Raw genomic sequence first — 13,079 nt, 5'->3', positions numbered from 1 at the left:
TTCTAATGTCAATTTGGCGATTAGTTAAATTAATTCTAAAAAAAACTCAGTTAATAAATAACTGAGCTATATTTATAATTAAATATTTAATTATTTGTTTATTCGATATCATTTCTTAATCTTAAACAATTAAAAATAACTAATAAAGTACTTCCTTCATGAGCAATAACTGCTATAGGCAAAGGTAATTCACGGGAAATATTAATTAAACAAAATACTATTATAATAGAAAAAGCGAATATAATATTTTGCCATACCACTCTATTTAATTTTTTAGAAATCTTATGCGCATATATTATTTTTCTTAAATCATTTTTAACTAAAACAATATCTGCGATATCAATAACAACATCGCTACCCTCTTGTAAAGTTATTGAAATATCAGAAGCAGCTAAAGCAGGAGAATCATTAACTCCATCACCAACCATAGCAACAACATGTTTTTGTTCTTTCATTTCGTTAATATATTTAACTTTATCTTCTGGCAAACAATTAGAAAAAACATAATTCAAATTCAAATCAAAAGAAATAGCTTCCGCTACTTGTTTATTATCGCCTGTCAGCATAGTAGTATTTACATTATTTTTATTAAAATACTCAATCATTTCTTTAGATTCATCACGAACTATATCAATGATAGCAAGAATAATAATAATTTTATCATTATGACTAAAATAAATAACTGTTTGGCCTTGATTCAAAAATTCTTGAGTTTTTTCTTCTATTTCGGTAGGAACATTTTCAAAAATATTATATTTAGCTATTTTATAATGATTATCTTTTTGATCGAAAGCTTCAACTCCAACTCCAATTAAATTAGTAGTTTGTAATTTTAAAGAAAAATTTAAATCAAAATTTTCTTTAAAATATTTTTGTATTGCAAAAGATATTGGATGATTAGAATCTTTTTCCATCGTCCATAAAATATCTAAATATTGTTTTCTTTCGTTTTCTAATATTTCTGAATTAAAAAAAATCGCTTTAACTTCAATTTTTCCTTGTGTTAAAGTACCTGTTTTATCAAAAACAATAGTTTTAACCTCAGATAAAATACCTAAAGATTTTCCGTTTTTTAATAAAACTCCTTTTTTAGCTAAATTAGAAATAGCTGAAAGAGTAGCTGGTATATCAGCGACAGCTAAAGCACATGGAGCAGCGACAGTTAAAAAAATCATACTTTTCAATAAAATTTTTCTAAACTTTATATCTGTATAACAAAAATAATTGTATATTCCGGATATAACAATAAACCCTAAAATAGCAAAAATAATTGATTTAATATATACAGGAGCTATTTTATTAATGAAAGAAGCTTTTTTAGAAACATTACTTTGAATTTTTTCAGTTAATCGGATTATTTCAGAAAAAATAGTTTTATCTTCTGTTTGAGTAATTTCAACTATCAAAGTATTACTTAAATTCAAATTACTACCAAAAACTTTATCGCCTTCTTTTTTTTCTAAAGGAATACTTTCGCCTGTAATAGTTGATTCGTCTATGGAAGACTGACCTGATACAATAACGCCATCAGAAGGTATTTGCTCACCGTTCAAAACCACAACTCGATCGCCTATTTGTAAATCAGAAACATCTATCAATTCGTAATCATTATTTTTTTTTAATAATTTAGCTTTTTTGGGTTTTATATCTAAAAGTTTTTTTATATCCTTTTGATTTTTATTTTCAACATATTCTTCTAAAAATTGAGCTCCTCCAAAAATAATAATCAATAAAATAGATTCATTATATTTTTCCATAACAAAAGATAAAAAAGAAACTAAAATCATTAAAATATGAACATTAAAAGTTAATTTTCGATTTTTCTTGGTTTGTTCGTAAGTTTTAACAAAACCTTCTTTAATAACTGGATATCCAGTTAAAAATAAAATCAAAATTGTTAAAAATATTTTGAAAAATATTAATTTTGAGTCATCCATTCCAAAAGAAATTCCAAAATCTAACGGAAGAAAAAATAAAAAATAAAATAAAAGACCTATAAAAAATAAATAAATAAATTTTTTATGACTTTCAAATTCTTTTTCTTTCAAAGTACTATCCCATATAATTATAATATTATCTTTCTAAAGAATTTATAAAATCACTATCTTAAAAACAATTTTGTTTTTTAAAAATTTATTTTTAATTTTATCAAACTGATAGAATATCATCCTCTATTGGTCCATTACCTTCTAATTGTGAATTGTTTTCTGTTACTTCTTGGAAAACTTTTTTACATTCTTCTTCGATCATCTGTCTTGTTTCTTGAGTAATTGGGTGAGCGATATCTATATAAACGCCTTTAGAATTTTTTGTACTTGGCATTGCGATAAATAAGCTTCTTTCGCCTTCGATAATTTTAATACCATGAACCACAAAACAATCATTTAATGTAATAGATGCTTTTCCTCTTAATCTAGTTTTACTGTTAGGATATAAATTCACTTTAACATTTGTAACTTGAAGATTGCTTTGGCTATCTTCATTTTCGAATGTTCCCATTTCCATTTTACTTTCTTCTTTATCAACCATTTCTTGGAAAGTGTTTTTAACTTTCTCTTCGATCATTTGTCTTGTTTCTCTATTTATAGGATGCGCAATATCTACATAAATTCCTTTAGAATTTTTTGTACTTGGCATTGCGATAAAAAGACCTTTTTCTCCTTCTATAACTTTAATATTATGAACTACAAAACAATTATCCAATGTAATAGAAGCGACAGCTTTTAATCTATTTTTATTAGTATATAAATTTATTCTTACGTAAGTAACTTGCATTTTAATATATATTTCCCTTATTAATAATTTATCTTATTTTATATTTAATTAAATATAATTGTAACACTATAAAGTATGTTAACATATTTATTAAAAAATAACATCTTTATTTTAATATTTTATATAACTTTATATTTTTTAATTCTTTAATTTCTATTTAAAATTAAAAAATTTTAAAAAAAGAATTGTTATTTCTTTAAATCTTGAAATACTAATTTCTTCGGCTCTAATATTTTTAGAAATATTATGTTTTTGAAAAAAATTTAAAATTTCATTTTTATCAATATCAAAATTTTTACTTAAGTTGTTAAGTAAATTTTTTCTTTTTTGTTGAAAAGAAGCTTTAACAAATCGATAAAAATCTTTTTCGATAAATTCTTTTTCTTCATTATTTAAATCTAATTTATCAAATCTCAAAACAATACCATCAACTTTAGGTTGCGGAAAAAACATATTTTTTTTTATTACTTTTATTTTAGTAATACAAGTTAAAGATTGTACTAAAACACTTAAAGCATTATAATTTTTTTCTTTTTCCTTAGATATAATCCTTAAACCTACTTCTTTTTGAATCATAATAGTAAAAGTTCGGATTTGAGGTATAAATAAAATCTTAAATAAAAGAGGAGTAGCAATAGAATAAGGCAAATTGCCGATCAAAACTATTTCTTCTTTTTGAAAATATTTCACAAAATCTTCTAATAAATCGCGTGTTAAAACATCATCATAAATAATATTAATTTTAGATTCTTCATCAAAATCTAAAAAAATCTTTAAATCAGAATCAATTTCATAGGCCAAAACCTTTTTAGCTTTAGGCAATATTAAACGAGTTAAAGTGCCTTTACCGGGGCCAATTTCAACAACATTTTTATTTTCTAAATCAGCTTTTTGGATAATATTTTTTAATAAATTCACATCATTTAAAAAATTTTGTCCATATTTTTTTTTAAATATATGCTTTTGTTTCATTATTAATATTCTCTATAAAAAAATTTTAATTTTTTTTGTTTTTTTTGCGATTTCTTATTTAAAACAACATCATTAATAATAGGCGATTCTTCGCTAAAAACTTTAGTTAGTGTTTTATCTTTTGTATAAATTAAAATACTTTCACCAATATTCTCGTCATCATTTTTATAAATACAAAAGGGGATATCTGTATCATAAGTATAATATTCTTTGTTTCGGCCATAATAATTATTAATTTTTTCAATTTTTTTTTTATTTTCATAATTATTATCTAAGTAACTCCAAATCTTACGATTTAAAAAATCAAAACATAAATCAGATAAAATTTTATCTTTTTCATCTTTTAAATAAAAGATTAAAGTGTTTGTATAAAAATCATCAATATTCAAATAAGCTTGAATATCATCAGGGTTTTTCTGAAATTTTCTTAAAATAGAAAGAATATTATTAGAATTATTTTTGCAATCTATTTCGAATTTATAATTTTCCTCTAATAAATAAAGAAGTCTTTTAAAAATGTTTCTAAAAATAACCGAAAATCCTAATACTTTAGAATGATTATATACTATAGAATACATATGATAACGACTAATTAAATAATTTTCTATAACAGAAATATTTTTTTTTTGGAACACAATCTTTTTATTTATTTCATCTATTTCTATACTCCGAATTAAACGTTCAGAATCAATATAACCATAACTTACCCCAACAAAAAAAGCATCTCTTTTTAAATAATCTAAACGATCGAAATCTAATTGACTTGTTAAAAGTTGTTCAATCAACTGAAATTTATTTTCTTTTTTGATTATAGAAGCGACATCATATTTAAAATCAGGATCAAGTTTATCTAAAATATCAACAATCTGAAAATGTTTTTCGATTATTTCTGCACTTTTTTTTTCATGACAAGTTTTAAAAATTTCCTCAAAAACATGAGAATAAGAACCATGACCTACATCATGTAATAAAGCCGCAGTTAATAAAAGCATTTTATCTCTATGATTAAATATGTCTTTTAAAACATTATTATTTTTGTCTAAAAATCTTCTAGCTAATTCATAAACTCCTAAACTATGAATAAAACGAGAATGTTCACCGCAACTGAAAACAATATGGACAAAACTCAATTGTTTAATTCTCCTCAATCTTTGCATAGGAAAAGTATTAATTAATTGTTCTACAAAATCATAATCAATATATATGTAACCATAAATAGCATCATTAAAAACTTCGGGTTTTTGTAATTCTTGAGGCGGTTTGTATTCTTTAGATGCTATATTATTTGTATTATTAGTCAATATCTAATAAACTTCTTTCTGATAAATAATCTTAATTATTATCTTATTCAAATCTAAAACTTTAACCAAATTGAATATATAAACCAATCGCTTATTATATATATTATAATAAAAATTTTAAAAAATACATTTTATTTTTATTTATTAAAGAAAAATATTTAAATAATTTAAATTTTTAAAATCAATTGCGCTGAATCCCCTGTTTTTAACAAAAAAGCGCTTGCATCATCAGTATCTAAATGACATTCTAATGAAAAACTTTCATCTACACGACATAAAACATTTCCTAAAATACCTGATTTAATACCATCAATTTTAATATTAACTACTTGTTTATCTACAACATTAAATTCCTTAGCTTCTTGTGGCGAAAAATGAATATGTCTATCAGCTATAATGACGCCTTCTTTAATTTCGACTTTGCCCTTAGGCCCTATCAAAATAGCTGGAGCAGAACCTTTAATATCTCCTGAAGATCTAACAGGAACTTGTATTTTAATTCTTAAGCTGTCACTTTGGCTTATTTCTACTTGATCTAATTTTCTTACAGGACCTAAAATACGCACATTTTTTAAAATTTGTCCTGATGAACTCATAACATCAATTTTTTCTTCAGCGGCAAATTGCCCTTTTTGTTTTAAATTTTTATAAAAAGTTAATTTATAATTTTTGGAACCAAATAAAATATCAAGTGTTTCTTGAGATAAATGTGCATGTCTTCCTGAGATGCCTATTGGTATTAAATTCATAATTTCATATATCCTAATTTCTATTTAATTTATTTTTGTTTTTTTTAATTCGAATGATTTAATTAATATTATTAATTTAATAAAAAAATATTACAAATTTTCATAATAATTGTTTTTATTCAATTGTATACAAATAATCAAAAAATCATTATCATATTTAAATTATATAATAATGTAAATAAAATCAATAATTTAAATTAAATTCTGATCATTTGGCCAAATATAAAATAATCCTGAACGTTCGAATTGTTCATTATTCATTTTATTTTTAAGTTGATCGTGAGGTTCTGTGAAGAAAGAATTTAAATTTTTCCATGTGTCCTTATAATATGTGTCTGTATTATAATTTTCAATAATTTTCTGAGCTGTACAGTAAGATTTATTAATAATATCAAAAATTATTGTTTCTTTATCTTTGACTATTACTTTTTGATTTTCATTATTTGGTAAACCTTCAGGATTTAACATTCCAAATTTATCTATCATTTCGGAAGCAATTATTTTAGCTTTTTGTAAATCATCAGAAGAACCTATACTAACAGATTTATAAAAAATTGATTCGGCTGCTCTTCCGCCGAACAATATAATAATTTTTTGCAAAAAATCATCACGAGTTAATAAATTTCTATCTTCCTTAGGAAAAGATAATGTATAACCACCTTTATCACCTCTCGACTCGACATTAATACGATTTACATTAAAATTAAAAGCTTTAGATACAACAGCGTGACCTAATTCATGTTGAATAATTCTATTTTTATCTGAATTGCTTTCAATAACTTTATTTTTGGGTCCTAAAACTACTTCGTCCCAAGCATCATAAAAATTATCTATTGTTACTATAGTTTTGCCCTTATGATCTTTTTCATTAGCTAATTTTTTTACTTCTTTTATCAAAGAATTAATTTGTGCAGCAGTAAAATGAGTTTTTGATAAAAATTTAGATAAAGTTATTTTGTCTTCGGATAGAGGTAAAAATGTTTTATCTTTATTTTTACTAAAAAAATATTCAAGAAGTTCTTTAATATCAGAATGATTAGGATATCCTAAATAAATATGATTACCTAAACGTCCTTCTCTAATCAAAGCTTCATCTAACAAATCTTTTCTGTTGGTAGAGCCAAAAACAATTCCATAAGGAGAATTTTTAATTTTTCCATCACCAGAATGAAAACCATCAATTTCTGATAATAAAGCGTTCAAACTGTTTTCTGTTTCGATAGATGAACTTCCTTCCGAACTTCTTTTTCTACCTATAGAATCTATTTCATCAATAAAAATAAAAAAATACTTTTGACCCTTATTCATAGCCGTCTCTCTAGCTGTTTTAAACAGTTTTCTAATACGAGCAGCTCCTACACCTACATATTTTTCTACAAATTCAGAACCATTAACAACATAAAAAGATGCATTTTGTTTCAAAGAACCAGCTAAACAATTAGCTAAATAAGTCTTACCTGTTCCAGGAGGACCATGTAACAAAAATCCTCTAGGAATATCTTTATTTGCGTCTTTAATATTTTGTATTAATTCCAACATTTGTTGTTTGACAGGCTCATAACTTCGAAAATCATTTTCAATTGTAAGATGATTTTCTTTAATTATTTTATCTTCGGCCCATTTTTTATCTTGATCGATTAACAAATCGCCATTTTTATTTGTCATTGTACGAATACCCAAATACAAAAAGAAAATCATTACAACATAAAAAATAATATTAACAATTATTTGAACTATTGATAAATAATATTTCAATTTTTTTTTCTTTTTAGGTAATAATGGCGGCGGTGTCGATCTATTACCTTGAGGATTTTCGAATATTTGTGATTCCCAATTCATTGTATATCTCTCTTTTTATATTTTATTTTGGAAATAAAAATATATTTTTAAAACAACTTATATTTAATAATCATTTAATTCAAAAATATAAAAAAATTTTGAATTAAATTAAAATTTTTTTATATTTTTAAAAGATTTAATTTTGTTTTAATTTATATTTTTGCAAAAAATTTTGTAATACAGAAAATGGTTTTTTTTGAATTTGAGTTTGAGTATAATCAAACGATAAAGGAACTAATTTATTAATAGTAACTAAATGGCGATTTAAGAAAACTTCTTTTTTGAATTGAATTAATTTAGATTTTATTTTTAAATTTAAATTATTTAAATTATCAAAAATATTTTCTAAATTATCAAATTGATCCAATAATTTCAAAGCTGTTTTAGGTCCTATCGAAGGAACTCCTTTAATATTATCCGAATTATCTCCTGTTATACTTTTGAAATCAATTATTTGATTAGGACTCAAACCGAATTCTTTCTCTAATGTTTGAAAATCATAATAAATAACATTTTTTAAACCTTGTTTGATTAAACAAACTGTAATATTAGAATCTACTAATTGAAGTAAATCTTTATCACTAGAAAAAATAAGAACAGAAATATTATTTCTTCCTGCTTGTTTTGCGATAGTTCCGATAATATCGTCCGCTTCGTAACCATCTTGTGAACAATGATGTATTCCTGACAAAGTTAAATATTCTTTAATTAAAGGAATTTGATGAATCAAAGATTCAGGAGTTTTAACACGACTTTGTTTATATCCTTCGTAAAGTTTATGTCTATATGTTTTATGTTTAGAATCAAAAGCGACACAAATATAATCTTCAGTTTGCTCCAAAATTTTTCTAAACATATTTATAAAAACTATTAATGCATTTACATCTTGTCCTTCTTTATTTTGCATTAATTTTTGTTGTTTATAATAAGTAGCGTAATAAGCTCTAAAAACTAAAGAATTACCATCTACTAAAACTAATTTACGCATGTTTTTATTTAATCTCCAAAACAAATATTTATAAACAAAAAAATCATTTTTAATTTAAAAATTTACTCAATAAGTCTTCAGGATTGTTTACATCATTTAAATCTAAATTCTTCATTTGTTTAGATATTTGTTTTTGTTTTTTAATAAATTCTATTAAATGACTAATGTCGGCTGGTTCACTTCCTGAACCTTTAACGATTCTAGTTCTTCTTCTATTATTATTTTCAATTAATTTAGGTTTCAATCTTTCTTCTTTGGTCATACTTTGAATAATAGATCGAAATTTTTGAATAACATCACTTTCTAAAAAAGGCATTTTTTTGATTTTAGAATTGATCCCTGGAATAAAACTTAACATTTTATTCATAGAACCTAATTTTTTTAACAACTTAAGTTGTTTTATTAAATCATTATAATTATAATCTTCTTGTAAAATTCTATCTAAAACTTCTTTGTCTTGTTTTGTATTTATTTTATCTTCTACATTATCAATTAAAGTTAAAATATCACCCATATCTAATATTCTAGAAGCCATGCGTTCTGGATAAAAAATTTCGAAATTATCATCGTTATGTTTTTCCGAAGAAGAAGTAAATTTAATAGGTAAATTAGTGATATACTTCATTGATAAAGCAGCTCCACCTTTAGTATCAGAATCCATTTTGGTTAAAATAATACCTGTAGCTCCTATTTGTTCATGAAAACTCTTAGCTATATTCACAGACTGTTGACCTAAAAGAGCATCGGCTACAATTAATACATCAGAAGGATTAACTTTTTTCTTAATATTTTTTATTTCTTCTATCATTTCATTATCAATAGTCAAACGTCCCGCTGTATCGACAATAACTGTATCAAAATTATTTTGTTCAGCATATTTTATACCATTGTTGACAATATCCAAAACTTTTTCATCTTTTTGAGTAAAAACTTCAATACCTGTCTTTTCACCAATAGATTTCAACTGTTCTACAGCTCCAAATCTATACATATCAGCGGCAATTAATAAAACTTTTTTTTGCATTTTCTTTTTAATCCAAAAAGATAATTTGCCAGCAGTTGTAGTTTTTCCGCTGCCTTGTAATCCCATCAAAAGAATAATATTTAATTTTTTATCTAAACTTAAAGCAGTATTTTTATGACCTAAAATAATTGTCAAAATATCTTTTATAATTTTAATAACTTGTTCTTGAGGCTTAATTCCTTTAAGAACTTCTTGACCTAAAGTTTTTTGCTTTATTAATTCATTAAATTCAGTGATAACTTCGTAACTTACATCGGCTTCAAGTAAAGATACACGAATTTCTTTCATTATCGTTTCAATATCTTGAGAACTAATAAATTTTTTTCCTCTGATTTTATTTATGATTTTAGAAAAACCATCACTTAAAAAACTCATTTTATTTTTATAATCCTCTTCTTATTAATGTTAATCTTAAAAAACTACTTACCAAATAAAGCATCAATATACTGATTAATATCGAACAATATTAAATCATCTACTTTTTCGCCAATGCCTATATATTTAGTTGGCAAATTATAAATATGTTTAATAGTTAAAATTAATCCGCCTTTAGCAATTCCATCAAATTTAGTTAAAATAATATCGCTTAAAGAAACTGTTTTATTAAATAATTCTACTTGTTTTAATCCGTTCTGCCCAATCATAGCATCTAAAATTAAAAAAGTTTTATGAGGAGCTTTAGGATATATTTTTTTAATAACTTTTTTAACTTTTTCTAATTCTTTCATTAAATTAACTTTGTTTTCTAATCTTCCAGAGGTATCACATAAAATTATATCAAAATCTCTATTTTTGGCATAAGTCAAAGCTTCGAAAAATACACTTGAAGTAGAATTACTATTTTCTTTATAAAAAACTTCGTTATTAGTTTTTGATCCCCATATCTTCAATTGTTCTATAGCGCCTGTTCTAAAAGTATCTCCAGCTACTAATAAAACTTTCTTATTTTGTTTGTTATATTGAGCAGCTAACTTTCCAATAGTCGTTGTTTTACCTACTCCATTAACACCAACAAATAAAAAAATTTGTGTTTCATCTTTTTCCGATAAAAGTTCTTCTTGTTTTAGGACGTCGTCGCCTTTTTGATAAAAAGAAAGTATCTCATTTTTAATTAAAGATAATAATTCAGAAGATTTTGAAATTTGATTTTCTTTAATTCTTTGTTTAATTTGCGTAATTAAAAAAGAAGAAGTTTTAAATCCGATATCTGATTTAATAAATAAAATTTCTAAATCATCTAATAAAGTTAAATCAATATTTTCTGTTTTTAAAACAGCATCAGACCATTGAATAAAATCATATTCTAATTTTTTAATTCCTAAAAAAAATTCTTTTTTAGGATTTTTTTTAAATAATTTTTTTAAAAAATTAAACATACAAACACCTTTTTGATATATTTTTTGAAAAAACAAATCACCAAATTATAATAAAAAAATATTTAACAAATTGTAATTATTAAATTATTTTATTTATCTTTTTTTTAAATTTTGGTTTAAACTGACAATTTTTTTACATTTTGGATAAGAACTACAACCTAAAAAATCTCCATATCTACCTTTTCTTTTTACTAAAAAAGCGCCACATAAATCACATTTTTCTTCTGTTTCAACAACTTCTTCTTTTTTAGTCTTCAAACTTATAATTTTTTTGCATTTTGGATAAGCGCCGCACCCTAAAAAATCACCATATTTACCTTGTCTCTTTACCAAAAAAGAGCCACATAAATCACATTTTTCTTCAGTAACAATAGGTTTAGGCTTTTCTATTTTTTGATTAGCCATATCATAAAGTTCTATAAAATCATTATAAAATTCTTTTAATAAATTTAATTTATCAACTTTACCAGAAGAAATTTCATCTAATTTTTTTTCCATTTGTGCTGTATATTCTACATTAATTATAGAAGAAAAAAATTTATCTAAAGTTTCTTTAGTTAAAACTCCTAATTCAGTACAAACCATTTTTTTATCGTCAATTATAACATAAGATCTTTTTTTTAATATCTCTATAATCGAAGCGTAAGTAGAAGGTCTTCCTATTTTTAAATGTTCTAATTCTTTAATTAAAGAAGCTTCTGTAAAACGAGAAGGTGGAGTGGTCATTTTTTTAATTATTTCAATCTCTTTGTAACTATATTCTTTATTGATTTCTAACAGAGGTAAAAAAACATTTTTAAAAGAAGTTTGTAAAGCTTTATAATAGCCTTCAAAAACCATTTCATTAGCTTCGGCTAAAAAATTATATTTATCTACTTTAAAACAAAATTGATTTTTATTGATAACAGCTTCTGACATAAAACTAGCTAAAGTACGTTCATAAATCATATTATATAAATAAAATTCATATTTAGTTAAATATTTAGTTAAACTATCAGGAGTTCTTGTAATATCAGTCACTCTAATAGCTTCATGGGCGTCACTAATATTTTTATTTTTATTATATTTTGATGTTTGAGCACTTCCTAAAAATTCTTTACCATATTGTTTTTTAATAAAAGATTGTATTGTTGTACTAAATTCATCAGAAATCCTAAAAGAATCTGTTCTCATATAAGTTATTAACCCGACCCTTAAATTATCTATTTCAACACCTTCATAAAGTTTTTGAGCTGTAATCATAGTATTTTTGGCTCCCATAGAAAGATTTTGAAAAGCATCTTGTTGTAATGTAGATGTAATAAAAGGTTTAGGAGGTTTTTTAATAACTTTTTTATTTTGAATACTTTCTAATAAAAATTTTTTATCTTTAATTTTATTAAAAATTTGAAACGCTTCTTCTTCTTTAATTTTATGATCCTTAGGTATAATTACTAAATTAGCTTGAAAATTATCAAAATGAACTCTAATTAAATTATATTCTTCTGGAACAAATTTTTTACGTTCTTCTTCTAATCCGACAATTAATTTTAAAGCAACTGATTGAACTCTTCCTGCTGATTTAGCATTAACTTTCTTTACTAAACCTGATAGTTTAAAACCAATAATTCTATCTAAAATTCTTCTTGTTTCTTGGGAATCTACTAATTTTTCATTAATAACAGAAGGAACTGTGAATGCTTTTTGAATAACACTTTTAGTGATTTCGTTAAATAAAATTCTATTTTTATCTTTTTTATCTAAATTCAAAACTTGTGATAAATGCCAAGCTATCGCTTCGCCTTCTCTATCAGGATCCATAGCTAAAAAAACTTTTTTATTTTTTGTTTTTCGAATCAAGTCTTGAACTGTTTGTTGTTGTTTATCAATAATAATATAATCAGGATGAAAATTATTTTTAATATCGACTCCTAAACGTCCTGAACCTGACAAAGCTAAATCTCTAATATGTCCTTTCGAAGATAAAACTAAAAAATCATCGCCTAAATAACTACTAATAGTTTTGGCTTTAGAAGGAGATTCTAAAATAACAACTTTTTTTTCCATAACACAAAT

The 13,079-nt window shown here is 23.9% G+C and carries 10 protein-coding genes and 1 pseudogene; all 11 read right to left on the bottom strand.

Going from position 1 to position 13,079, the window contains the following annotated elements; all coding sequences use genetic code 11:
- Nucleotides 1-98: 98 nt before the first annotated feature.
- Nucleotides 99-2,048 carry a heavy metal translocating P-type ATPase gene (locus JNO41_RS00625; protein ID WP_236628347.1) on the bottom strand — a complete coding sequence of 650 codons (1,950 nt, stop codon included), beginning with the start codon at nucleotides 2,046-2,048 and terminating at the stop codon, nucleotides 99-101.
- 100 nt (nucleotides 2,049-2,148) lie between these two features.
- Nucleotides 2,149-2,499, bottom strand: coding sequence for a SpoVG family protein (locus JNO41_RS00620; protein ID WP_121464256.1), 351 nt, complete (start codon nucleotides 2,497-2,499; stop codon nucleotides 2,149-2,151).
- 12 nt (nucleotides 2,500-2,511) lie between these two features.
- Nucleotides 2,512-2,775, bottom strand: a pseudogene (gene spoVG, locus JNO41_RS00615) (septation regulator SpoVG); the annotation flags it as partial.
- A 153-nt stretch (nucleotides 2,776-2,928) separates the two neighbouring features.
- Entirely contained in the window at nucleotides 2,929-3,747 is an 819-nt protein-coding gene (gene rsmA / locus JNO41_RS00610) for a 16S rRNA (adenine(1518)-N(6)/adenine(1519)-N(6))-dimethyltransferase RsmA (RefSeq protein ID WP_121464011.1), read from the bottom strand.
- 2 nt (nucleotides 3,748-3,749) lie between these two features.
- Complete coding sequence (locus JNO41_RS00605) at nucleotides 3,750-5,048, bottom strand: HD domain-containing protein (protein WP_236628346.1); 1,299 nt, start codon at nucleotides 5,046-5,048, stop codon at nucleotides 3,750-3,752.
- A gap of 167 nt (nucleotides 5,049-5,215) precedes the next feature.
- Nucleotides 5,216-5,797 (bottom strand): phosphate propanoyltransferase, encoded by a 582-nt coding sequence (gene pduL, locus JNO41_RS00600; RefSeq protein WP_201736606.1) that lies wholly within the window; start codon nucleotides 5,795-5,797, stop codon nucleotides 5,216-5,218.
- A gap of 192 nt (nucleotides 5,798-5,989) precedes the next feature.
- A complete protein-coding gene (locus JNO41_RS00595) occupies nucleotides 5,990-7,636 on the bottom strand; it encodes an AAA family ATPase (protein ID WP_121464009.1) in 1,647 nt (548 codons plus the stop codon).
- A gap of 136 nt (nucleotides 7,637-7,772) precedes the next feature.
- Entirely contained in the window at nucleotides 7,773-8,624 is an 852-nt protein-coding gene (locus JNO41_RS00590; protein WP_121464008.1) for a 5'-3' exonuclease, read from the bottom strand.
- A 49-nt stretch (nucleotides 8,625-8,673) separates the two neighbouring features.
- On the bottom strand, nucleotides 8,674-10,023 hold the full coding sequence (ffh, locus tag JNO41_RS00585) for a signal recognition particle protein (protein WP_121464007.1): 1,350 nt from the start codon (nucleotides 10,021-10,023) through the stop codon (nucleotides 8,674-8,676).
- A 44-nt stretch (nucleotides 10,024-10,067) separates the two neighbouring features.
- The gene (ftsY, locus tag JNO41_RS00580) at nucleotides 10,068-11,024 is read right to left on the bottom strand and encodes a signal recognition particle-docking protein FtsY (protein ID WP_121464006.1); all 957 of its coding nucleotides are present in this window, start codon (nucleotides 11,022-11,024) and stop codon (nucleotides 10,068-10,070) included.
- A gap of 93 nt (nucleotides 11,025-11,117) precedes the next feature.
- The gene (gene topA / locus JNO41_RS00575; RefSeq protein WP_121464005.1) at nucleotides 11,118-13,070 is read right to left on the bottom strand and encodes a type I DNA topoisomerase; all 1,953 of its coding nucleotides are present in this window, start codon (nucleotides 13,068-13,070) and stop codon (nucleotides 11,118-11,120) included.
- Nucleotides 13,071-13,079 lie beyond the last annotated feature (9 nt).

The organism is 'Prunus avium' virescence phytoplasma, from assembly GCF_050916135.1.
Lineage (GTDB): Bacteria > Bacillota_I > Bacilli_A > Acholeplasmatales > Acholeplasmataceae > Phytoplasma > Phytoplasma ziziphi.
The sequence above is the reverse complement of the archived record's forward strand: the minus strand, read 5'-3'. Positions and strand labels throughout refer to the sequence as shown.